We start from the raw sequence: 21,920 nt of genomic DNA, 5'->3' as shown, positions 1-21,920 counted from the left end.
CTCGCCACACTGGAGCCTGAAATGCCCACAAGAAAGACGCTTATCCACCTGGCTGTCGCGTTTGCCCTGTTCAACAGTTATGGCGCGTACGCCGCCAACACGGCTGACTTGCCCTGCAAAACCACTGAAGAATGCGCCGCTCAGGCCGCGAAAATCGGCGCGACGGTCGACAAGTCGAAGACAAAAGGCAGCAAGACCGAAAGCCAGTTTTCCTGGCTGAACCGGATCAACAAGGCCTCTATTGTCATGCTGACCGAAGAGGGCATCGTGAAGCCGGAAATGGGCCAGAAGATCGCCACGGGGGTGCGTTATGCCATCGACCAAGCCGATCAGCCCAACGGCAAACGGCCCAGCGATGTGCTTCAGCTTGAAGAAATCATGACCGACAAGATTGGGCCGGAAGCCTCGCTGATCCACTCCGGCCGCAGCCGTCAGGACATGCTCGCCACGTATCGCCTGGCGAAACTGCGCTCCGACGTCCTTGCTTACAGCGAAGCCCTGAACGCTACCCGCAAGCGTCTGCTGGATCTGGCGGACAAGAACATCGACACCCTGATTCCGGCCTACACCAACGGTGTGCAGGCGATGCCGATCACCTACGCGCATTACCTGTTGGCGTACGAAGCGGCGTTCGACCGTGACGGCCAGCGGATTCGTGAGCTGTACCAGCGCCTGAACCAGAGCCCGATGGGCACGGCGGTACTGGCCAACTCAGCCTATCCATTGAATCGCGAGCGCATGGCCGAGCTGCTGGGTTTCGACGGGGTACGTGAAAACTCGCTGGATTCCAGCCAGGTTTCCACCTACGACATTCCCATCGAGGCGGCCAACGTGGCCTCGTCATCCGCGATTCGGATCGGTGCGCTGATCGGCGACATTCACACGCAATATCACCAGATTCGTCCTTGGTTGTTGCTGGACGAGGAAAAGACCTACACCAGCAGCGCCATGCCGCAGAAACGCAATCCGGGTCTTCTGATGCGTGCGCGTGAAACGGCGTCCGATGTTGTAGGCCTGGCACAGACCGTGACCTTGCGCGCCCATAACGTCACCACCGGCATGACCGACTACAAGTTCGCCTTCGACTCGCTGGGCGTCTTCGATTCCACCAAGGACATGTTCGGCGCGATGGATGCCGTGCTCGATGCTTTGCAGGTCAATCCGCAGCGCGCGCGGGAAGAACTGGAAAACGAATGGACCACTTCCATGGAGCTGGCGGACACACTGGAGCGCACGCAGAAAGTGCCATTCCGTATCGGCCACAGCTTCGCCTCGCTGATCGTCGAGCAGGCCCGCGATCAGGGGCTGACGCCGAAGACCTTCCCGTACGCCGACGCGCAGAAGCTCTACACCAAAGCCGCCGACAAGTACCAGTGGAAACCGAACACCCTGCCGCTGGATGAGGCCACCTTCCGCGGGTCGTTGTCGCCGGAGAACATGGTCAAGACCCGCAAGGGCACCGGCGGCCCGCAACCGGAAGAGGTCAAGCGCATGCTGGCGGAGGCGCACAAAAATCTGGAAGGCGATCAGACCTGGCTGCGTGAGCGTCGGGACAAGCTGACTCAGGCGGAAGGCAATCTGGATCGGGCTTTCGAGAAGCTGTTGTCGTCCAAGGGCTGAGGTCGGCCTCTGAAAACTGCCTGATGGATTGACCAAGATCCTGTGGGAGCGGGTTTATTCGCGATTCGTTGTCTTGGGCGGTAGAGAATTGCCGCCCATGCCGCCGTCTCGCGAATGAATTCGCTTCCACAGGTTTAGTGCATTCTGCCACCGCGCAATTGCCAGGCAGGCTACGCAATTGCCCAGCACGTTGGTGAGTACGCGGCACTTCATCAATCGCTCCACACCCAGCAGTAAACCCACGCCCTCCACAGGCACGATGTGCAGCAGATTGAGCGTGGCGATCAGCGTAAAGAACGCCGAGCCAGCCATGCTGGTCGAACCCAGCGACGTCACCAGCGAAATCAGCAGTAGGGTCAGCAGATCCGAACCTGTCAGTTCGATGCCCGACATCTGAGCCAGAAACAGGACTGCCGTGATCAAGTAGATATTCGAGCCGCTCAGGTTGAAGGTGTAACCGGTGGTAAGCACTAATCGGGTCAACTGTCGGTCGCAACCTAACGTCTGCATTTTTTCGATCAGGCCGGGGAGGGCGGCGACGGACGACCCGGTGAAGGTCACCAATAGCAATTCATCCTTGACGTGTTTCACCAGCGACCAGAGCGACACGCCGGACAACTGCGTCACCGGAATCAGCACCAGTACAACAAAGGCGCCACTGGCCAGATACATCACCGCGACGAACTTCAGCAACGGCAGCGCTGAAGCAGGACCAAATTTCCCGAGGGTAAATGCGATGGCGCCAAACGCGGCGAGGGGTGCGAAACGCAGAATGATCCTCAAGCCCTTGAACAGCAGCTCTACCAGCTTTTCCAGCAATGCGTGCAAGCGGTCAGCCTGGCGATGGCCTCTGGCGCGCATCATCAAAAAGCCTGTCACCAAGCCCGCGAGCATGACCTGCAAGATCGGGTTTTGAGTGAGCGCGCGGAACAGAATGGAACCGACAGCGGACCAGGAAAAGCCTGACGTCGCTGGAGGAATGTGTCCGAGGTACAGGGGAGCGTTCGAGGTGCCAAGCGGCGCGCCCCCGCCGGGATGAGTGAGTGCCGCGATCAGGCAACCGAGGCACAGCGACACCAGCGCCATCGCCTGAAAGTAAATCCACACCTTGCCCGCCAACCCGCGTTGCCTGACCTTGAGACCCGCAACGCCCGAAGCGATCAGCAGGAACATCATGAACGGCATCAGCCAGCCAATGACCCTGATAAACCCGTCGCTTAGCGGTTTCATCTCAACGGCGAGCTTCGGATCTAAGACACCCAGCAGCGCGCCACAGAAGATGGCCAATAGAAGTTGCAACGTGGCACTGCTCAAAAGCCTTGTCGGCATCGGCGTTCCGGAGATGTTGTATTTATTGTCATGAGCGTGGCTTGTCAGCACGGTGGCGATTGGGCACGCTTGCCGGCCTGCTGTCGCAATGACCGGGCGGCAATCATAAAACCTCGCTGCGGGATAGACCACCATGGAGCTTCGTCATCTGCGCTATTTCGTCATGGTGGCCGAAGAGCGACATTTCACCCGTGCGGCTGCGCGATTGAACATGCAGCAGCCTCCGTTGAGCCAGCAGATCCGGGCACTGGAAGACGAGTTGGGGTTTGAGCTGTTCAAACGCCATCCCAAGGGAGTGGATCTCACGGCAGGCGGGCAGGTCTTCCTGCAGGAAGCGCAGGACATTCTGGCGCGGGTCAAAGAAGGATCGCTCAAGGCTTCCCGCGCAGCCCACGGCATTGAGGGACAGTTGGGGGTGGGATTCACCAGTTCGGCCGCAGCCCATCCATTGATCCCGCGCATCATTCGCGCCTACCGTGAGCGCTTTCCTGGCGTTGCCGTGATGCTCAAAGAAGGCAGCGCTCAGCAACTGACCGAAGCGGCCATTGAAGGCAGCGTCGACGTCGGGATTCTGCGTGCGCCGGTAGGGCGGCATCAAAGCATCGAGTTCCACCGTTTGCTTAACGAGGAGATGTTGCTGACATTGCCGGTGGGTCATCGTCTATTGGCGGGGCGCGATACGGGCAATGGGGCGCCTTCCATTTCGCTCAACGATCTGGCCGACGAGCAGTTCATTCTCGTCCGTCGTCCCGGAGCGCCGGGGATGTACGCCAATCTCATCAAGGCCTGCCAGAACGCGGGCTTCAATCCGAAGATCGCCTTTGAGGTTGAGCGAATGCTGACCAACGTCAGTCTGGTGGCCGCGGGCGCGGGGATTTCCATCGTGCCCGCGTCAATGAAGGACGTGCACAAAGAGAGCGTTGTCTATTGCCCGATCGTCGACGCCAAGCCCCGACTGCATGCGCCGATCACGCTGGTGTGTCGCAGCTTCAATCAGCTGCCACCGCTGCAGAACTTCATCGGTTTGTCCCGAGAGTTGAGCGGGAGGCGCCACCGCCGATGATCAACCTGTCCGTTTGTAGCCGTTAGCGCCGTGGAGATTCACAGGCATAAAAAAACCGGCACATGGCCGGTTTTTTTGCAGCATCAACGCTTAGCGCTTGAGCGACGCAGGCACGAACGGTGCGATCGAGGTCAGCACGGCTTTGAAGCACTTGGTGTTGCCCGCAACGATGTGGCCTTTTTCAAGGAATTCGTGGCCGCCGTTGAAATCGCTGACCAGGCCGCCGGCTTCCTGAATCAGCAGGGCGCCCGCGGCCATGTCCCACTCGGATAGACCCGACTCCCAGAACGCGTCGAAACGACCGGCTGCAACATAAGCCAGGTCCAGGCTTGCGGCGCCTGCGCGACGGATGCCTGCGGTCTGGCCGACCAGCGAGCGGAACATGTTCAGGTAGTTGTCCAGGTTGTCGAGCTGGTTCTCGCGGAACGGGAAGCCGGTGCCGAGCAGGGCGCCTTCCAGGCTCTTGCGCGGGCTGACACGCAGGCGGCGGCCGTTCAGCTGAGCGCCACGACCACGGGAGGCGGTGAATTCTTCCTGGCGAACCGGGTCGAGAACCACGGCGTGTTCCAGGCGACCGCGATATTTGCAGGCAATGCTGACTGCGAAATGCGGCACGCCGCGTACGAAGTTGGTGGTGCCGTCCAGCGGGTCAATGACCCACAGGTAATCGGCGCCTTCGCCAGTGCCTTCTTTGAGGCCGCTTTCTTCGCCAAGGATGCCGTGATTCGGGTAAGCCTTAAGCAGCGCTTCAATAATGGTTTTTTCAGCGGCGCGATCGATCTCGGTTACGTAGTCTTTCGCGTCTTTTTCGTCGACCTTGATGGTATCCAGGCGCTCGATGGAGCGGAAAATCAATTCGCTGGCGCTGCGGGCGGCGCGCAGCGCGATATTCAGCATGGGCTGCATGGATGTAATCACCTAGGTCGTTAAAGAGAGCCGGGCATTCTAGGGGTTCTTGTCGATGATTTCCAGCGCGAAGACGGCCTTTCCTCCGCGTCTCGTCGCCTCATGCGCGACGGGCGGTCGCGAATTCGTGGCGGTTTCAGGGCCTATCCAGGGGCGTTGGCGCAAGGGTTCATAGCCTTGGGCCGGGCGCTTCTGTAAGATTCGTCCCCCTTTCCAGCTGCTAGCGAGACTGCCCCAGTGCTGCAAAACATTCGTGTCGTTCTGGTCGGAACCAGTCATCCGGGGAATATCGGTGGTGCGGCGCGTGCCATGAAGAACATGGGGCTAACGCGGCTGGTATTGGTCGACCCTGCGCATTTTCCCCATCACGAAGCCGATGCCCGTGCCTCCGGGGCCGGCGACATTCTGGAAAGCGCCCAGGTGGTCGCGACACTCGAAGATGCGCTGGTGGGCTGCAATCTGGTCATGGGCACCAGCGCCCGGGATCGTCGTATCCCCTGGCCCTTGCTCGACCCTCGTGAAGCGGGCGTCAAGACCATCGAACACGCCGCTCAGGGTGAAGAGATCGCTCTGGTATTTGGCCGTGAATATGCCGGCCTGACCAATGAGGAGCTGCAACGCTGTCATTACCATGTGCACATTCCGTCCGACCCTGAATTCAGCTCGCTCAACCTGGCGGCCGCTGTTCAGGTGCTGAGCTACGAGGCACGCATGGCGTGGTTGGCGGCGGAAGGGCAGGCGAGCAAGGTCGAGAAATACGAAGTGACGTCCGTACGCAGTAACGAGCTGGCGACCATGGATGAGATGGAAAAATTCTATGAGCATCTGGAAGCGACATTGGTCAGCATTGGCTTCCTTGATCCCGAGAAGCCTCGTCATCTGATGGCGCGGTTGCGCCGGCTTTATGGCCGCTCTGCTGTCAGTCGCTCCGAAATGAACATTTTGCGTGGCATCCTCACCGAGACCCAGAAAACGGCCAGCGGCGAGCCCTACAAGCGGAAGGATCAGTGATGTTCGAGCGTTTGCGAGAAGACATTCAAAGCGTGTTTCACCGTGACCCGGCAGCCCGTAACGCATTCGAAGTGTTGACCTGCTACCCCGGCATGCACGCGATCTGGCTGCATCGGTTATCAGGCTGGCTGTGGGGCAAGGACCTGAAATGGCCTGCGCGCATGGTCTCGAACTTCGGGCGCTGGTTGACGGGCATCGAAATTCATCCGGGGGCCAAGGTGGGGCGACGCTTCTTCATCGACCATGGCATGGGGATCGTCATTGGCGAGACCGCTGAAATCGGCGACGACGTGACGCTCTATCAGGGTGTGACGCTGGGCGGCACCAGCTGGAATAAAGGCAAGCGCCATCCGACGCTGGAATCCGGTGTTGTGGTAGGGGCGGGCGCGAAGGTGCTTGGCCCATTCACCGTCGGTGCGGGTGCCAAAGTCGGTTCCAATGCGGTCGTCACCAAGCCGGTACCGGCAGGCGCGACGGTGGTGGGCATTCCTGGGCGCATTATCGTCAAGGCCGATGAAGACGATACCCATGCCAAGCGCAAGGCGATCGCCGAAAAGATCGGCTTTGACGCGTATGGCGTCAGTGAGGACATGCCGGACCCAGTGGCCAAGGCCATCGGCCAGTTGCTCGATCACCTTCAGGCGGTCGACGTGCGCATGGAAGACATGGGCAAGGCGCTCAAGAGCCTCGGTTGCGAGTATCGCGAACAGGAGCTGCCGGAGCTGCGAAAAGACGTGTTCGACTGCATTGAAGAGCGCAACGCGACCAAAGTGGGTCAAGGAATTTGACGCAAACGACTCTAAAAGGGTCGTTGGAACATGCCATTTGACCTCTGAACTTGCTATTATGCCGCCCGCTCTTTGCGGGTAATCCCGACTGCTTTGCTAGGTCTTATAGTTGACTTAAATACTCGGAAATAGCATACTCGCCCTCATTCCGAACCTCCGCGGTACACGTCATGCGACTGACTACAAAGGGCCGATACGCCGTCACTGCCATGCTTGATCTGGCGTTGCACGCGCAGCATGGGCCAGTGTCTCTGGCCGATATCTCCGAGCGGCAAGGGATTTCCCTTTCCTACCTCGAACAACTGTTCGCCAAGCTGCGTCGCAGCAATCTGGTGTCCAGCGTGCGTGGTCCAGGTGGCGGCTACCAGTTGTCCCGCGACATGCAGGGCATCCAGGTGGCGCAAGTGATCGATGCAGTCAACGAATCGGTCGATGCGACGCGCTGTCAGGGGCTCGGTGATTGCCATGCTGGCGATACCTGTCTCACCCACCATCTGTGGTGCGACCTCAGCCAGCAGATTCATGAATTTCTAAGCGGTATCAGCCTGGCCGACCTCGTCACTCGCCGTGAAGTGCAGGAAGTCGCCCAACGTCAGGACCTGCGTCGTTGCAATACCAAGACGCAGTTTCTGGACAAGATTGAAACATCCGCCGTTGAGTGAACGCAGATGAACGCGCGGCGCGCCTGCCCGATAGGAGATATTCAATGAGATTGCCGATTTACCTCGATTATTCCGCGACGACCCCGGTCGATCCGCGTGTTGCGCAGAAAATGAGCGATTGCCTGCTGGTGGATGGCAACTTCGGTAACCCGGCGTCGCGCTCCCACGTTTTCGGCTGGAAAGCGGAAGAGGCGGTTGAGAACGCTCGTCGTCAGGTCGCTGATCTGGTTCATGCTGACCCGCGTGAAATCGTCTGGACCTCCGGTGCCACCGAGTCCGACAACCTGGCCATCAAGGGCGCCGCGCATTTCTATGCGACCAAGGGCAAGCACCTGATCACCAGCAAGATCGAACACAAGGCTGTCCTCGACACCATGCGCCAACTGGAGCGTGAGGGTTTCGAAGTCACCTACCTGGACCCGACCGAAGACGGTCTGATCACGCCGTCCATGATCGAAGCCGTGCTGCGTGACGACACCATTCTGGTCTCGATCATGCACGTCAACAACGAAATCGGCACCGTCAACGACATCGCTGCGATTGGCGAACTGACCCGTTCGCGCGGCGTGCTGTTTCATGTTGACGCCGCTCAGTCCACTGGCAAGGTCGAGATCGACCTGTCCAAGCTGAAAGTCGACATGATGTCCTTCTCGGCGCACAAGACTTACGGTCCTAAAGGCATCGGCGCGCTGTACGTCAGCCGCAAGCCTCGCGTCCGTATCGAAGCGACCATGCACGGTGGCGGTCACGAGCGCGGCATGCGTTCCGGCACCCTGGCCACTCACCAGATCGTCGGCATGGGCGAAGCATTCCGTATCGCGAAAGAAGAGATGGCTGCTGAAAACGTTCGCCTCAAGGCGCTCAGTGACCGCTTCTACAAGCAGGTCGAGCATCTCGAAGAGCTGTACGTCAACGGCAGCCTGACAGCACGCGTACCGCACAACCTGAATCTGAGCTTCAACTACGTCGAAGGCGAGTCGCTGATCATGGCGCTCAAGGATCTGGCGGTGTCGTCCGGTTCTGCGTGCACCTCGGCTTCCCTGGAGCCTTCCTACGTTCTGCGTGCCCTGGGTCGCAACGACGAACTGGCACACAGTTCGATCCGTTTCACCTTCGGCCGCTTCACCACCGAAGAAGAGATCGACTGGGCTGCGCAGAAAGTCTGCGAGGCTGTCACCAGGCTGCGCGCTCTGTCGCCGCTGTGGGACATGTTCAAAGACGGCGTCGACATCTCGAAGATCGAGTGGGCCGCACACTAATTTCAAGTCGCCACATGAATGCGGCGCTTTGAAAACCGGGTTTTTGAAGTGTCGCCAGAGCGACAAACTGATGAGGATTGCACCATGGCTTACAGCGAAAAGGTCATCGACCACTACGAGAACCCGCGCAACGTCGGCAAGATGAACGCGGAAGATCCTGATGTCGGCACTGGCATGGTCGGCGCTCCGGCGTGCGGTGACGTCATGCGCCTGCAAATCAAGGTCAACGAGCAAGGCATCATCGAAGACGCCAAGTTCAAGACCTACGGCTGCGGTTCGGCCATCGCCTCCAGCTCCCTGGCTACCGAGTGGATGAAAGGCAAGACTCTGGATGAAGCAGAGACCATCAAGAACACTCAGCTGGCTGAAGAACTGGCCCTGCCGCCGGTGAAAATTCACTGCTCCGTACTCGCCGAAGACGCCATCAAGGCCGCCGTTCGCGATTACAAGCAGAAGAAAGGCCTGCTCTGAGCAGTCCTCATCCCGCTTGCACGTAAGGAGTCACGATGGCTATCAGCATGACCGAAGCGGCCGCCAATCACGTACGTCGTTCCCTTGATGGGCGCGGCAAAGGTGATGGCATTCGTCTGGGCGTTCGCACCACAGGCTGTTCCGGCTTGGCGTACGTACTTGAGTTCGTCGACGAACCGGAAAGCGAAGACACCGTTTTCGAGTACCACGGCGTCAAGGTGATCATCGATCCCAAGAGCCTGGTTTACCTCGACGGCACCGAACTCGATTTCGTCAAGGAAGGGTTGAACGAAGGCTTCAAGTTCAACAACCCCAACTCGCGCGGTGAATGTGGCTGCGGCGAAAGCTTCAACGTCTGAGGCTTGTCGTGGGTACTCCTTGTCATTTCGCTCTATTCGATCTGCAGCCGGGTTTCCGTCTGGATCTTGACCTGTTGGCTACGCGTTATCGCGAGCTTGCCCGTGGCGTGCACCCCGACCGCTTCGCTGACGCTTCCGAGCGTGAGCAGCGCGTTGCGCTGGAGCGCTCGGCGAGCTTGAACGATGCCTACCAGACGCTGAAGAGCGCGCCTAAACGGGCGCGTTATCTGTTGGCGCTCAAAGGTGAGGTGCCGCTGGAGGTCACGGTTCACGACCCCGAGTTCCTGATGCAGCAGATGCAATGGCGCGAAGAGCTCGAAGACCTGCAAGACGAGGCGGATCTGGACGGTGTCGCGACCTTCAAGCGTCGGCTCAAGGTGGCGCAGGAAGAACTGAACGATAGCTTCGCAGCCTGTTGGGACGATGCTGCACAGCGCGAACAGGCCGAACGCCTGATGCGTCGCATGCAGTTCCTCGACAAGCTTTCCTACGAAGTGCGCCAGCTGGAAGAGCGCCTCGACGATTAACCCCGCGCCGCCTTTTGGGCGGCGCGCCAGTGATATCAGAAAAGCAATGGCTCTACTGCAGATCGCCGAACCCGGCCAAAGTCCAAAACCTCATCAGCGTCGTCTGGCCGTCGGGATCGATCTCGGCACCACCAACTCGCTGGTCGCTGCCCTGCGCAGTGGCATCAGTGAGCCTCTTCCCGATCAGAACGGGCAGGTCATCCTGCCGTCGGCGGTGCGTTATCACGCCGATCGTGTCGAAGTCGGCCAGTCCGCCAAGGACGCCGCCGCCTCTGACCCGCTGAACACCATTATCTCGGTCAAGCGTCTGATGGGGCGCGGCATCTCCGACGTGAAGCATTTGGGTGAGCAGCTGCCTTACCGCTTCATCGGCGGCGAGTCGCACATGCCATTCATCGAGACCGTTCAGGGCGCGAAAAGCCCGGTTGAAGTCTCCGCTGACATCCTCAAGGTGCTGCGTCAGCGCGCCGAAGCGACATTGGGTGGCGAGTTGGTGGGCGCGGTAATCACCGTGCCAGCGTATTTCGATGACGCACAGCGGCAAGCCACCAAAGACGCCGCCAAGCTGGCGGGCCTGACCGTGTTGCGCCTGCTCAATGAGCCCACGGCGGCGGCAGTGGCTTACGGCCTGGACCAAAACGCCGAAGGCGTTGTCGCCATTTACGACCTCGGCGGTGGCACCTTCGATATCTCGATTCTGCGCCTGACCGGCGGCGTTTTCGAAGTCATGGCAACTGGCGGCGACAGCGCGCTGGGGGGCGACGATTTCGACCATGCGATTGCCAGCTGGATCATTGCCGAGGCCGGTCTGTCCGAAGACCTCGACCCTTCGGCCCAGCGCCGTCTGATGCAGACGGCTTGCGCAGCCAAAGAAGCCCTCACCGATACCGATTCCGTGGACGTCGTTCACGGCGCCTGGACTGGCGTGCTGACCCGCGCCGCGTTCGACGCCCTTGTCGAGCCGATGATTGCCCGCAGCCTCAAAGCCTGCCGTCGTGCCGTACGCGATTGCGGCATCGAGCTGGACGAAGTGGAAGCGGTGGTCATGGTTGGCGGTTCCACTCGCGTGCCGCGTGTGCGCGAAGCGGTCGCCGAGCTGTTCGGTCGTCAGCCGTTGACTGAAATCGACCCGGATCAAGTGGTTGCCATCGGCGCGGCGATTCAGGCCGATACACTGGCGGGCAACAAGCGTGACGGCGGCGAACTGTTGTTGCTTGACGTGATCCCGCTGTCCCTTGGTCTTGAGACCATGGGCGGGTTGATGGAGAAGGTGATCCCGCGCAACACCACGATTCCGGTGGCTCGCGCCCAAGAGTTCACCACCTATAAAGACGGCCAGTCGGCCATGATGATTCACGTCCTGCAAGGTGAGCGTGAACTGATCAGCGACTGCCGTTCGCTGGCGCGTTTCGATCTTCGCGGCATTCCCGCGATGGTCGCGGGTGCGGCGAAAATTCGTGTCACCTTCCAGGTCGATGCCGATGGTCTGCTGAGCGTTTCCGCTCGCGAGCTGGCGTCGGGCGTGGAATCGAGCATTCAGGTCAAGCCTTCCTATGGCCTGACCGACGGTGAAATCACCCGCATGCTCAAGGATTCGTTCCAGTACGCCGGTGACGACAAGGTCGCGCGTGTGCTGCGCGAGCAGCTGGTCGACGCCCAACGCCTGGTCGAGGCCGTCGAAGGCGCGTTGCAAGCTGATGGCGAGCGTTTGCTCGACGCCGAGGAACGCGTGGTCATCGAGATGCAGGTGGATGAACTCCGTGAATTGATCAAGGGCACCGACGGTGCGGCCATCGAGCAGCAGACCAAGCGTCTGTCGCAGGTGACCGATGCGTTCGCGGCCCGCCGCCTGGACTCGACGGTGAAAGCCGCCCTGTCAGGACGCAACCTGAATGAGATTGAGGAATAATTGATGCCGCAGGTGATTTTTCTCCCCCACAAGGAGTTTTGCCCGGACGGGTTGGTGGTCGAGGCTGCGCCAGGCACATCCATCCTCGAACTGGCTCATGAGCACCATATCGAGATGGAAAGCGCGTGCGGCGGTGTGTGCGCGTGCACCACGTGCCATTGCATCATCCGCGAGGGTTTCAATTCGCTGGAAGAGGCCGACGAGCTGGAAGAAGACTATCTTGATCGTGCGTGGGGCCTGGAAGCGACTTCCCGCCTGGCATGTCAGGCCAAGGTCGGTACCGAAGACCTGACCGTCGAGATTCCGAAATATTCGCTTAACCATGCCGCCGAAGCGCCGCACTGACTGAGGGATTGTCATGAGCTACGGTTGGAATGACGTACAACGCATTGCCGAAGAGTTGGCCGAGGCCCATCCGGGGCTCGATCCTTACTCGGTAGGCTTCGTCAAACTGCAACAGATGATCCAGCAATTGCCTGATTTCGACGACACGTCGGGTCGGGTCGGCGAGAAGGTACTGGAAGCGGTCCAGACCCTTTGGGCCGATGAAATAGACTGATCATCTCTGCACGTTAGGCAATACACCAGAACCCGCGTATAATTCGCGGGTTTAATTTTTCGCAATAATCACCGTTTCTGGAGTTACACCATGGCTGTTCAACGTACTTTCTCGATCATCAAGCCTGATGCTGTTGCTAAAAACGTAATCGGCGAGATCACCACCCGCTTCGAAAAAGCCGGTCTGCGCGTCGTCGCTTCGAAACTGAAGCAACTGTCCAAGGCCGAAGCAGAAGGTTTCTACGCTGAGCACAGCGCCCGTGGTTTCTTCGGCGACCTGGTTGCTTTCATGACTTCCGGTCCGGTTGTCGTTCAGGTGCTGGAAGGCGAAAACGCCATCCTGGCAAACCGTGAGCTGATGGGCGCTACCAACCCTAAAGAAGCTGCTGCCGGCACCATCCGTGCTGACTTCGCCGAGTCCATCGACGCCAACGCCGTTCACGGTTCGGACTCCGAAGCCGCTGCTGCTCGCGAAATCGCTTACTTCTTCGCTGCTACCGAGGTAACCACTCGCTAAGCTGCTGCTGCGAGTGAGGGTGAATCCATGACTGATACGACTGGCAAAATCAACCTGTTGGGTCTGACCCTGCAGGAAATGGAAAAATTCTTCGAGTCCATCGGGGAGAAACGCTTCCGTGCCGGTCAGGTCATGAAGTGGATTCACCACTATGGCGTCGATAATTTCGAAGCCATGACGAACGTCGGCAAGGCGCTGCGCGAAAAGCTTGAGCGTCGTGCCGAAATTCGGGGTCCCGAAGTCGTCAGCGAGGACATCTCAACCGACGGCACCCGTAAGTGGGTCGTGCGCGTGGCGTCTGGCAGCTGCGTCGAGACTGTTTACATCCCGCAGGGCAAACGCGGCACCTTGTGTGTCTCTTCCCAGGCGGGCTGCGCGCTGGATTGCAGTTTCTGCTCCACCGGCAAGCAAGGCTTCAACAGCAACCTCACCGCCGCCGAAGTCATCGGTCAGGTGTGGATTGCCAACAAATCTTTCGGCAGTGTCCCGGCGACCGTCGACCGTGCCATCACCAACGTGGTGATGATGGGCATGGGCGAGCCATTGCTGAACTTCGACAATGTCATTGCCGCCATGCGTCTGATGATGGACGACTTCGGCTATGGCATCTCCAAACGTCGGGTGACGCTGTCCACCTCTGGCGTGGTACCGATGATCGACGTGCTGGCACAGCACATTGACGTGTCGCTGGCGCTTTCGCTGCACGCGCCGAACGACGCGCTGCGCAACCAGTTGGTGCCGATCAACAAGAAATACCCGTTGAAAATGCTGCTCGAATCCTGCCGCAACTACATGTCGGCATTGGGTGAGAAGCGCGTCCTGACCATCGAATACACCCTGCTCAAGGACGTCAACGACAAGCCTGAGCATGCCGTGGAGATGATCGAGCTGCTCAAGGACACGCCGTGCAAGATCAACCTGATTCCATTCAACCCGTTCCCGCATTCGGGTTATGAGCGTCCGAGCAACAACGCGATCCGTCGTTTTCAGGATTTGCTGCATCACGCTGGATTCAACGTCACTGTGCGCACCACGCGCGGTGAGGACATCGATGCTGCCTGTGGCCAACTGGTCGGGCAGGTAATGGACCGCACTCGCCGCAGCGAACGCTACATTGCTGTGCGCGAGCTCAGTGCCGAGACCGAAGGGGCTCAGGTCGCTGGGGCTCGCACCTGACTGCGAAATTGACTGAGAGGATCTCTATGTCCCTGCGCGCTGCGCTGCTGCTGTGTGTTGTCACGCTGCTGGCTGGCTGTGTTTCCACCGGCAACGTCGATCCGATGAGTACCGGCAAGGGACGTGAAGATGCTCGTCAGGCTTATGTGCAGTTGGGGATCGGCTATCTGCAGCAGGGGCAGATGGAGCGTGCGAAGGCGCCGTTGAAAAAAGCACTGGAGCTGGACAGCTCCGACCCTGACGCCAATGCTGCGCTGGGGCTGGTGTTCCAGGCCGAGGCCGAGCCTGAGCTTGCAGATCAGTATTACAAGAAAGCGTTGTCCTCTCGCCCCAAGGATGCTCGCATCCTCAATAATTACGGCAGCTTTCTCTACCAGCAAAAACGCTACAAAGACGCTTACGAGCGCTTCCAGCAGGCTGCGGACGACAATCTCTACGCCGAGCGTGCCCGGGTGTTCGAGAACCTCGGCATGACCTCCGTGATGCTGGGCAATCGGGATCAGGCGCTCGACGAGTTCACCAAGGCCCTCAGGCTCGACGCCCAACAGCCACGTGCGTTGCTGGAAATGGCTGAGTTGTCTTACGAAGACAGGCATTATGTGCCGGCGCGTGATTACTATGACCGTTTCAGCCAACTGAGCGAGCAGAATGCACGTAGCCTGTTGCTGGGTACGCGCCTGGCGAAGATCTATGACGATCGCAACAAGGCAGCCAGTTATGGCCTGCAACTAAAAAGACTCTATCCCGGCACGCCGGAATATCAGCAATACCTGTCGGAGCAATGATGAAAGCGGCGCATCCCGAAGTTGTAGCAGCCACTCGTACGAACCCTGGTGAAACCTTGCGCCAGGCTCGCGAGAGTAAAAACTGGTCGCTGCCAGATGTGGCTTTGAGGTTGAACCTCACCGCGACTTCCCTGGGCTATGTGGAGTCGGGCGATTTTGAGAAGCTTCCGGGCCACACGTTCGCCCGGGGCTATATCCGTGCCTACGCGAAATTGATGGGCCTTGACCAGACCGCACTGGTTGCTCAGTTCGATCAATACACCGGCACCGACGGACAGGGCAGCAACGTTCACGCCTTGGGCCGTATCGAAGAGCCTGTGCGTCTGTCCCACAATATTCTGCGTATCGTCAGCCTGTTATTACTGGTTGCGTTGATTGGTGGCGGTTTCGTGTGGTGGCAGGATCAGGCGACTTTGCGTGGCAAGGAGCCGACCAGTCTGGGCATGGAGCACGTCGAAGTCGAAAGCGCCGACGGCACCACCCAGATTCACCCGCTGGACGAGCCTGAAGATCAGGCGGTCGCAGAAGGGCAGAACAACACGGCGCCACTGCCACTGAACAACACCGATTCGTCCTCCACTGCACCGACGACCTCCGCTGCGCCGACCACGACTGCGCCAGCGACCACTGCGCCAGTCGCTCCGGTTCACGGCACTACAGCGACGCCTGCTGTGCCTGCGCACACTGTTCCGATGCCAGGTGCAACCTCCGCACCCGCCACAGCGGCTGTCCCTGCGCCAGCTCCTAATCCTGCCGATACAGCGCCGACCCCGGCTGGTTTCGGACAGGTCCAGTTGCAGTTCACCGCCGATTGCTGGTTTCAGATCACCGACGCCAACGGCAAGGTGCTAAGCACCGGCCTCAAGCACTCGGGCGACAACGTCAGCGTCAGCGGCAAGCCGCCTCTGTCGGTCCGTCTGGGCGTGGCCCGTGCCGCACAGGTCAGCTACAACGGCCAGCCGGTGGACGTCACACCTTTCACATCGGGCCAGACGGCTCGCATGAAGCTGGGGCAATAAGTCATGCACGGCGAATCTCCGATCAAACGTCGCGAATCTCGTAAAATCTGGGTCGGCTCCGTCCCGGTCGGCGGCGACGCGCCGATTGCGGTACAGAGCATGACCAACAGCGACACCAACGACGTCGCCGCTACCGTTGCCCAGATCAATCGTCTGGAAGCGGCGGGCGTGGACATCGTTCGTGTGTCCGTTCCCGACATGGACGCCGCCGAAGCGTTCGGGCGTATCAAGCAGTTGGTCAAAGTGCCGCTGGTGGCCGACATCCATTTCGACTACAAGATCGCGTTGCGCGTGGCTGAGCTGGGCGTTGATTGCCTGCGCATCAACCCGGGCAACATCGGTCGTGAAGACCGGGTACGCGCGGTGGTCGATGCAGCACGCGACCGGGGCATTCCAATCCGTATTGGCGTGAACGCCGGTTCGTTGGAAAAAGACCTGCAGAAAAAGTATGGCGAACCGACCCCGGCTGCCTTGGTGGAGTCGGCGTTGCGCCACGTTGAACACCTCGATCGCCTGGATTTCCAGGACTTCAAGGTCAGCGTCAAGGCGTCGGACGTGTTCATGGCCGTCGAAGCCTATCGCCTGCTGGCCAAGCAAATCGTCCAGCCGCTGCACCTTGGGATCACCGAAGCGGGTGGTTTGCGTTCAGGCACAGTGAAATCGGCCGTCGGCCTAGGTATGCTGCTGGCCGAAGGAATTGGCGATACCATCCGTATCTCGCTGGCCGCCGATCCTGTTGAAGAAGTGAAAGTCGGCTACGACATCCTCAAGTCGCTGCACCTGCGTTCCCGTGGCATCAACTTCATCGCCTGTCCGAGCTGCTCGCGGCAGAACTTCGATGTGGTCAAGACCATGAACGAACTGGAAGGGCGACTTGAAGACCTGCTGGTCCCGCTGGATGTGGCGGTGATCGGTTGTGTGGTGAACGGTCCGGGCGAAGCCAAGGAGGCCCATGTCGGCCTGACGGGCGGCACGCCGAACCTGATCTACATCGATGGCAAGCCATCGCAAAAGCTGACCAATGACAATCTGGTGGACGAGCTTGAACGCCTGATCCGTCAGAAAGCGGCCGAAAAGGTCGAGGCCGACGCAGCGCTGATCGTTCGCGGCTAACCCAGTTTCCAAGGAATTTTTGTGAGTAAGTCTCTGCAAGCCATTCGTGGCATGAACGACATCCTGCCGGACCAGACCCCGCTGTGGCGCTACTTCGAAGGCACCGTATCGCGTTTGCTGGATAACTACGGTTATCGCCAGATCCGCATGCCGATCGTCGAGTTCACCGATCTGTTCAAACGCTCCATTGGCGAAGTCACCGACATCGTCGAAAAAGAGATGTACACCTTCGAAGACCGCAACGGCGATTCGCTGACCCTGCGCCCTGAAGGCACAGCGGCCTGCGTGCGCGCGGTACTTGAGCACGGGATCACCGGCGGCGGCCAAGTGCAGAAGCTCTGGTACATCGGCCCGATGTTCCGCCACGAACGTCCACAAAAAGGCCGTTATCGCCAGTTCCACCAGATCGGTCTGGAAGTGTTCAACCTCGACGGTCCGGACATCGATGCCGAGCTGATCGTGCTGACGTGGCGTCTGTGGGAATTGTTGGGCATTCGCAGTGCGGTGAAGCTTGAACTCAACAGTCTGGGCACCAGCGAAGCCCGTGGGCGTTACCGCGAGGCGCTGGTCGAGTACCTGTCGGCGCGTCACGACCAACTGGACGAAGACAGCCAACGCCGTCTGAAAACCAACCCGCTGCGCGTGCTGGACACCAAGAATCCTGAGACCCAAGCCGTTCTGGTGGATGCGCCGAAGCTGGCGGATTACCTGGATGAAGAATCGCGGATTCACTTCGAGGGTCTGAAAGCGCGTCTGGATGCTGTTGGCATTCCTTATGTGATCAACCCGAAGCTGGTCCGTGGCCTGGATTACTACAGCAAGACCGTTTTCGAATGGGTCACCGATCAGCTCGGGGCTCAGGGCACCGTCTGCGCGGGTGGCCGTTACGACGGCCTGGTCGAGCAAATGGGCGGCAAGCCCACCACGGGCGTCGGTTTCGCCATGGGGATCGAGCGTCTGGTCCTGCTGCTGGAAACCCTCGACAAAGTCCCGGAAGAAATCTCCCGTACCGTTGACGTCTACGTCTGCGCGTTCGGTGAAGCGGCTGAACTGGCGGCACTGGCCTTGTCCGAGCGCCTGCGCGATCAGGCGCCGAACCTGCGTCTGCAGGTCAACGCCGGGGCGGGCAGCTTCAAGAGCCAGTTCAAGAAGGCTGACAAGAGCGGCGCATTGTTTGCGCTGATCCTGGGAGACGAAGAATTGGCCCGCAAGGAAGTGGGCGTCAAGCCGCTGCGCGGTCAAGGCGAACAACAAACTGTTGCATGGGATGCTCTTTCCGAGCACCTGGCCACCTGCATCGTGCAGGGCTGAAGCGAATAAATAGCCGGATTGGATAGGAGTAGTGGCGTGTCGAGTACCGATGATGAACAGCTGGCGGCGGTAAAGGACTGGTGGCAGCGTAACGGCAAGCCTTTGGTCACCGGCGGTCTGCTGGCGGTGATCGTGGTGTTGGGCTGGCAGGCCTGGCATCGCTATCAGAACAACCAGGCACAAGGTGCTTCGGCGTTGTACCAGCAATTGCTGGAAACGGCCCTGACGCCAAGTGGCCAGGCAGATGCCGGTCAAGTGGCGGCCATCGCTGGCAAGCTGAAAAGCGATTTCGGTGGCACGGCCTACGCTCAGTACGGCAGCCTGTTCGTGGCCAAGGTGGCGGTCGACACTGGCAAGCTGGACGATGCGGTCAGTGAACTGAAAGCGGTCAACGACAAACCGGTCAACCCGACCTTGGGTGAAATCGCCCGTCAACGTCTGGCTCGCGTGCTTGCGGCCCAGAACAAGGCGGAAGATGCGTTGAAGCTGCTCGACGGTCAGGTCGACAAGTCTTTCGAAGCCAGCCGTGAAGAGCTGCGTGGCGACCTGCTGGTTCAGTTGGGTCGTACCGATGATGCGTACGCTGCATACAAGAAAGCCAAGGCTGCGCTGTCCGAGCAATCGGCAGTGGGCGGCCTGCAAATGAAGCTCGACGATCTGGCGAAAGGGGATGCGTGACGTGATTCGTTGGAAACATGCAGCATTGCTGGCTCTGGCCGTTCTGGCCGCGGGTTGCAGCAGCAACAGCAAAAAGGAATTGCCTCCGGCCGAGCTCACCAGCTTCAAGGAAGAAGTGATCCTGCAGAAGTTGTGGAGCCGCTCGGTCGGTGACGGCCAGGGCGATATCTACAACATGCTCGTTCCAGCCATCGACGGCGACAACATCTACGCTGCCGACGCTAAAGGTCTGATCATGGCGATCAACCGCAGCAATGGCGACGTGGTCTGGAAGAAAGAGCTGGAGCAACCTGTTTCCGGCGCGGTCGGCGTAGGTTCCGGTCTGGTCATGGTCGGTACTCTGCGTGGCGAAGTGATCGTCCTCGACGAATCCACCGGCGAGCAGAAGTGGAAAGCCAAGGCGACCAGCGAAGTGCTGTCCGCTCCGGCCACCAACGGTGATGTGGTTGTCGCTCAGACTCAGGACGACAAGGTTATCGGTTACGATGCCGCCACCGGTAACCAACGCTGGATTTACGAAAGCAGTCCTGCGGTGTTGACGCTGCGTGGCACCGGCGCCCCGATCGTGACCAGTCAGTTGGCAGTCGCTGGCCTTTCGACCGGCAAGGTCGTGGCCCTAGACACCACCAACGGTGTACCGGTCTGGGAGCAGCGCGTTGCGATTCCCCAAGGTCGCTCGGAGCTGGATCGCGTGGTCGATATCGACGGCGGCCTTCTGTTGTCCGGCAGCACCTTGTACGTGGCGACCTACCAGGGGCGTGTAGCCGGTCTGGAGCTGCAAAGCGGCCGCGTGCTGTGGCAGCGTGATGCGTCGAGCTATTCGGGCGTGGCACAAGGCTTCGGCAGCGTCTACGTTTCGCTGGCCAACGGCACCGTTGAAGGCGTCGATGAGCGTTCTTCCACGGCGCTGTGGAGCAACGACTCGCTGGCCCGTCGTCAACTTGGCTCTCCGGAAGTGTTCTCCAGCTATGTGGCGGTCGGTGACTTCGAAGGTTATCTCCACCTGCTCAGCCAGGTCGACGGTCACTTCGTCGGGCGTGAAAAGATCGACAGCGACGGCCTGCGTGCGCGTCCGCTGGTCTCCGGCAACACTATTTACGTCTTTGGCAACAGCGGCAAGCTGGAAGCCCTGACGATCAAGTAGTGGCTGTCTATGCTAGAGGAGGCCGCTCGGCGGCTTTCCTCTGGCGGCCCCGCGTTGACGGGGCTTGCGGCGTGTTGAATGCCGCTCCGAACTCCGGCCGCTGCCTTGCAGCGGCTTTTGTATTTTCTGAAATAACGAAGTGGAGAGCCGCATGGTTCCCGTAATCGCCCTGGTGGGTCGACCGAACGTCGGCAAGTCCACCTTGTTCAACCGCCTGACCCGTAGTCGCGACGCCATCGTCGGCGACTTGTCCGGTCTGACCCGTGATCGCCAGTACGGCGAGGCCAAGTGGCAAGGGCGCACCTACATTGTGATCGACACCGGCGGTATTTCCGGTGATGAACACGGCATGGACGAAAAGATGGCCGAGCAGTCGCTGCTGGCCATCGAAGAAGCCGATGTCGTGCTGTTCCTGGTGGACGCCAAGGCCGGTTTCACCGCTGCCGACCAAATGATTGGCGAGCACTTGCGCAAGCGCAACAAGACCTCGTACGTGATCGCCAACAAGGTCGACAACATCGACCCTGACATGGCACGTGCCGAGTTCGCGCCACTGGGCATGGGCGACGCGATCCCGATCGCTGGCGCCCACGGTCGCGGCATCACGCAGATGCTGGACATCGCCCTGCGCGAATTCCCCAAAGACGCTGATGAAGTGGAAGAGGGCGAAGAGGAAGACGTCGCTGAAGGCGAGGAAGCCAAGCGTATTCCGGGTCCTAGCGAGAAGGACGGCATCAAGATCGCGATCATCGGTCGTCCGAACGTTGGTAAATCGACGCTGGTCAACCGCATGCTCGGTGAAGACCGCGTGATCGTCTACGACCAACCCGGCACGACACGTGACAGTATCTACATCCCGTTCGAACGCAACGACGAGAAGTACACGCTGATCGACACCGCCGGCGTGCGCAAGCGCGGCAAGATCCACGAAGAAGTCGAAAAATTCTCGGTGGTGAAAACCCTGCAGGCGATCAAAGACGCCAACGTGGTGATCTTCGTCATGGACGCCCGCGAAGGCGTGGTCGATCACGACCTGAACCTGCTGGGCTTCGCGCTGGAAGCCGGTCGCGCACTGGTCATCGCACTGAACAAGTGGGATGGCATGGTCCCGAGCGAGCGCGACTACGTGAAGACCGAGCTGGAGCGCCGGTTGTTCTTCGTGGACTTCGCGGACATCCACTTCATCTCCGCGCTGCACGGCACGGGCGTCGGGAACCTGTACCAATCGGTGCAGAACTCGTTCAAGTCGGCAGTCACTCGCTGGCCGACCAGCCGCCTGACCCAGATCCTCGAAGACGCGGTCACCGAGCACCAGCCGCCGATGGTCAACAGCCGTCGGATCAAGCTGCGTTATGCCCACTTGGGTGGTGCGAACCCGCCGATCATCGTGATCCACGGTAACCAGGTCGAGCGCGTACCCAAGTCGTACGTACGCTATCTGGAAAACACCTACCGCCGCGTGCTCAAGCTGGTTGGTACGCCGATCCGCATTGAGTTCAAGGGTGGCGATAACCCGTATGAAGGCAACAAGAACACGCTGACCGACCGCCAGGTCAACAAGAAGCGTCGCTTGATGTCGCACCACAAGAAAGCCGAGAAGAAGCGCAAGGACAAGCGTTGATTCAGTAACGGACTTTCTTCGAAAAAGGCGCCAATGGCGCCTTTTTTTATGCGCCAAGGATGGGCTATTCTGCGGGTCCCCGTGCCGTTCTGGA

23 protein-coding genes are annotated in these 21,920 nt (G+C 59.7%); 21 read left to right on the top strand and 2 right to left on the bottom strand.

The genetic code is table 11. The features are described 5' to 3' along the window. Positions 1-21: 21 nt before the first annotated feature. Entirely contained in the window at positions 22-1,620 is a 1,599-nt protein-coding gene (locus GVN17_RS02665) for an argininosuccinate lyase (RefSeq protein ID WP_166593667.1), read from the top strand. 54 nt (positions 1,621-1,674) lie between these two features. On the opposite strand, the gene GVN17_RS02660 is transcribed toward GVN17_RS02665, so the two are convergent. Further along, positions 1,675-2,949: a cation:dicarboxylate symporter family transporter gene (locus GVN17_RS02660; RefSeq protein WP_166593666.1), complete on the bottom strand. Its 1,275-nt coding sequence runs from the start codon at positions 2,947-2,949 to the stop codon at positions 1,675-1,677. Between the two features lie 133 nt (positions 2,950-3,082). Between GVN17_RS02660 and GVN17_RS02655 the strand changes: the two genes are divergently transcribed. Further along, positions 3,083-4,012, top strand: a complete 930-nt coding sequence (locus GVN17_RS02655; RefSeq protein WP_166593665.1) for a LysR family transcriptional regulator — start codon at positions 3,083-3,085, stop codon at positions 4,010-4,012. Positions 4,013-4,102: 90 nt separating this feature from the next. Here GVN17_RS02655 and suhB read toward each other — a convergent pair whose 3' ends face one another. Continuing rightward, positions 4,103-4,918, bottom strand: coding sequence for an inositol-phosphate phosphatase (gene suhB / locus GVN17_RS02650; protein WP_166593664.1), 816 nt, complete (start codon positions 4,916-4,918; stop codon positions 4,103-4,105). Positions 4,919-5,155: 237 nt separating this feature from the next. On the opposite strand from suhB, the gene trmJ reads away from it, so the two are divergent. The 19 genes from trmJ (at position 5,156) to der (ending at position 21,826) form a co-directional block, all read left to right on the top strand. Continuing rightward, entirely contained in the window at positions 5,156-5,929 is a 774-nt protein-coding gene (gene trmJ / locus GVN17_RS02645) for a tRNA (cytosine(32)/uridine(32)-2'-O)-methyltransferase TrmJ (protein ID WP_166593663.1), read from the top strand. Further along, complete coding sequence (cysE, locus tag GVN17_RS02640; RefSeq protein WP_166593662.1) at positions 5,929-6,717, top strand: serine O-acetyltransferase; 789 nt, start codon at positions 5,929-5,931, stop codon at positions 6,715-6,717. Before trmJ ends, cysE begins: the two co-directional genes overlap by 1 nt. A gap of 170 nt (positions 6,718-6,887) precedes the next feature. Continuing rightward, positions 6,888-7,379, top strand: a complete 492-nt coding sequence (gene iscR, locus GVN17_RS02635) for a Fe-S cluster assembly transcriptional regulator IscR (RefSeq protein WP_166593661.1) — start codon at positions 6,888-6,890, stop codon at positions 7,377-7,379. Positions 7,380-7,423: 44 nt separating this feature from the next. After that, positions 7,424-8,638: an IscS subfamily cysteine desulfurase gene (locus tag GVN17_RS02630; protein ID WP_166593660.1), complete on the top strand. Its 1,215-nt coding sequence runs from the start codon at positions 7,424-7,426 to the stop codon at positions 8,636-8,638. A gap of 84 nt (positions 8,639-8,722) precedes the next feature. Further along, positions 8,723-9,109, top strand: a complete 387-nt coding sequence (iscU, locus tag GVN17_RS02625) for a Fe-S cluster assembly scaffold IscU (RefSeq protein ID WP_062383507.1) — start codon at positions 8,723-8,725, stop codon at positions 9,107-9,109. 35 nt (positions 9,110-9,144) lie between these two features. Beyond that, positions 9,145-9,468 (top strand): iron-sulfur cluster assembly protein IscA, encoded by a 324-nt coding sequence (gene iscA, locus GVN17_RS02620; protein WP_065990022.1) that lies wholly within the window; start codon positions 9,145-9,147, stop codon positions 9,466-9,468. A gap of 8 nt (positions 9,469-9,476) precedes the next feature. Beyond that, positions 9,477-9,995 carry a co-chaperone HscB gene (hscB, locus tag GVN17_RS02615; RefSeq protein ID WP_166593659.1) on the top strand — a complete coding sequence of 173 codons (519 nt, stop codon included), beginning with the start codon at positions 9,477-9,479 and terminating at the stop codon, positions 9,993-9,995. A gap of 46 nt (positions 9,996-10,041) precedes the next feature. Beyond that, positions 10,042-11,904, top strand: a complete 1,863-nt coding sequence (gene hscA, locus GVN17_RS02610) for a Fe-S protein assembly chaperone HscA (protein WP_166593658.1) — start codon at positions 10,042-10,044, stop codon at positions 11,902-11,904. A 3-nt stretch (positions 11,905-11,907) separates the two neighbouring features. Next, positions 11,908-12,249 (top strand): ISC system 2Fe-2S type ferredoxin, encoded by a 342-nt coding sequence (gene fdx / locus GVN17_RS02605; RefSeq protein ID WP_166593657.1) that lies wholly within the window; start codon positions 11,908-11,910, stop codon positions 12,247-12,249. Positions 12,250-12,262: 13 nt separating this feature from the next. Continuing rightward, positions 12,263-12,463: a Fe-S cluster assembly protein IscX gene (iscX, locus tag GVN17_RS02600; protein ID WP_166593656.1), complete on the top strand. Its 201-nt coding sequence runs from the start codon at positions 12,263-12,265 to the stop codon at positions 12,461-12,463. A 90-nt stretch (positions 12,464-12,553) separates the two neighbouring features. Then, complete coding sequence (gene ndk / locus GVN17_RS02595; RefSeq protein ID WP_081565735.1) at positions 12,554-12,979, top strand: nucleoside-diphosphate kinase; 426 nt, start codon at positions 12,554-12,556, stop codon at positions 12,977-12,979. Between the two features lie 27 nt (positions 12,980-13,006). Next, a complete protein-coding gene (gene rlmN / locus GVN17_RS02590) occupies positions 13,007-14,155 on the top strand; it encodes a 23S rRNA (adenine(2503)-C(2))-methyltransferase RlmN (protein ID WP_166593655.1) in 1,149 nt (382 codons plus the stop codon). 26 nt (positions 14,156-14,181) lie between these two features. Next, complete coding sequence (pilW, locus tag GVN17_RS02585) at positions 14,182-14,940, top strand: type IV pilus biogenesis/stability protein PilW (RefSeq protein WP_166593654.1); 759 nt, start codon at positions 14,182-14,184, stop codon at positions 14,938-14,940. Further along, on the top strand, positions 14,940-15,959 hold the full coding sequence (locus tag GVN17_RS02580) for a RodZ family helix-turn-helix domain-containing protein (RefSeq protein WP_166593653.1): 1,020 nt from the start codon (positions 14,940-14,942) through the stop codon (positions 15,957-15,959). Before pilW ends, GVN17_RS02580 begins: the two co-directional genes overlap by 1 nt. A 3-nt stretch (positions 15,960-15,962) precedes the next feature. Then, positions 15,963-17,072, top strand: a complete 1,110-nt coding sequence (gene ispG, locus GVN17_RS02575) for a flavodoxin-dependent (E)-4-hydroxy-3-methylbut-2-enyl-diphosphate synthase (protein ID WP_166593652.1) — start codon at positions 15,963-15,965, stop codon at positions 17,070-17,072. 21 nt (positions 17,073-17,093) lie between these two features. After that, on the top strand, positions 17,094-18,383 hold the full coding sequence (hisS, locus tag GVN17_RS02570) for a histidine--tRNA ligase (RefSeq protein ID WP_166593651.1): 1,290 nt from the start codon (positions 17,094-17,096) through the stop codon (positions 18,381-18,383). A gap of 36 nt (positions 18,384-18,419) precedes the next feature. Next, a complete protein-coding gene (locus tag GVN17_RS02565) occupies positions 18,420-19,061 on the top strand; it encodes a YfgM family protein (protein WP_166593650.1) in 642 nt (213 codons plus the stop codon). Then, entirely contained in the window at positions 19,054-20,205 is a 1,152-nt protein-coding gene (gene bamB / locus GVN17_RS02560; protein WP_166593649.1) for an outer membrane protein assembly factor BamB, read from the top strand. The genes GVN17_RS02565 and bamB overlap by 8 nt, the downstream gene beginning before the upstream one ends. A gap of 151 nt (positions 20,206-20,356) precedes the next feature. Next, entirely contained in the window at positions 20,357-21,826 is a 1,470-nt protein-coding gene (gene der / locus GVN17_RS02555; protein ID WP_166593648.1) for a ribosome biogenesis GTPase Der, read from the top strand. Positions 21,827-21,920 lie beyond the last annotated feature (94 nt).

This window comes from Pseudomonas sp. SLFW, from assembly GCF_009905615.1.
GTDB classification, from domain to species: domain Bacteria; phylum Pseudomonadota; class Gammaproteobacteria; order Pseudomonadales; family Pseudomonadaceae; genus Aquipseudomonas; species Aquipseudomonas bambusae.
This window is presented reverse-complemented; position numbering and strand designations above follow the sequence as displayed.

Coding starts and splice junctions, on each gene's coding strand:
- fdx (WP_166593657.1), top strand. CDS start 11,908: ATGCCGCAGGTGATTTTTCTCCCCCACAAGGAGTTTTGCCCGGACGGG.
- rlmN (WP_166593655.1), top strand. CDS start 13,007: ATGACTGATACGACTGGCAAAATCAACCTGTTGGGTCTGACCCTGCAG.
- iscR (WP_166593661.1), top strand. CDS start 6,888: ATGCGACTGACTACAAAGGGCCGATACGCCGTCACTGCCATGCTTGAT.
- hscA (WP_166593658.1), top strand. CDS start 10,042: ATGGCTCTACTGCAGATCGCCGAACCCGGCCAAAGTCCAAAACCTCAT.
- GVN17_RS02655 (WP_166593665.1), top strand. CDS start 3,083: ATGGAGCTTCGTCATCTGCGCTATTTCGTCATGGTGGCCGAAGAGCGA.
- GVN17_RS02665 (WP_166593667.1), top strand. CDS start 22: ATGCCCACAAGAAAGACGCTTATCCACCTGGCTGTCGCGTTTGCCCTG.
- cysE (WP_166593662.1), top strand. CDS start 5,929: ATGTTCGAGCGTTTGCGAGAAGACATTCAAAGCGTGTTTCACCGTGAC.
- GVN17_RS02630 (WP_166593660.1), top strand. CDS start 7,424: ATGAGATTGCCGATTTACCTCGATTATTCCGCGACGACCCCGGTCGAT.
- iscA (WP_065990022.1), top strand. CDS start 9,145: ATGGCTATCAGCATGACCGAAGCGGCCGCCAATCACGTACGTCGTTCC.
- GVN17_RS02580 (WP_166593653.1), top strand. CDS start 14,940: ATGAAAGCGGCGCATCCCGAAGTTGTAGCAGCCACTCGTACGAACCCT.
- suhB (WP_166593664.1), bottom strand. CDS start 4,918: ATGCAGCCCATGCTGAATATCGCGCTGCGCGCCGCCCGCAGCGCCAGC.
- GVN17_RS02660 (WP_166593666.1), bottom strand. CDS start 2,949: ATGCCGACAAGGCTTTTGAGCAGTGCCACGTTGCAACTTCTATTGGCC.
- iscX (WP_166593656.1), top strand. CDS start 12,263: ATGAGCTACGGTTGGAATGACGTACAACGCATTGCCGAAGAGTTGGCC.
- ndk (WP_081565735.1), top strand. CDS start 12,554: ATGGCTGTTCAACGTACTTTCTCGATCATCAAGCCTGATGCTGTTGCT.
- ispG (WP_166593652.1), top strand. CDS start 15,963: ATGCACGGCGAATCTCCGATCAAACGTCGCGAATCTCGTAAAATCTGG.
- pilW (WP_166593654.1), top strand. CDS start 14,182: ATGTCCCTGCGCGCTGCGCTGCTGCTGTGTGTTGTCACGCTGCTGGCT.
- iscU (WP_062383507.1), top strand. CDS start 8,723: ATGGCTTACAGCGAAAAGGTCATCGACCACTACGAGAACCCGCGCAAC.
- der (WP_166593648.1), top strand. CDS start 20,357: ATGGTTCCCGTAATCGCCCTGGTGGGTCGACCGAACGTCGGCAAGTCC.
- bamB (WP_166593649.1), top strand. CDS start 19,054: ATGCGTGACGTGATTCGTTGGAAACATGCAGCATTGCTGGCTCTGGCC.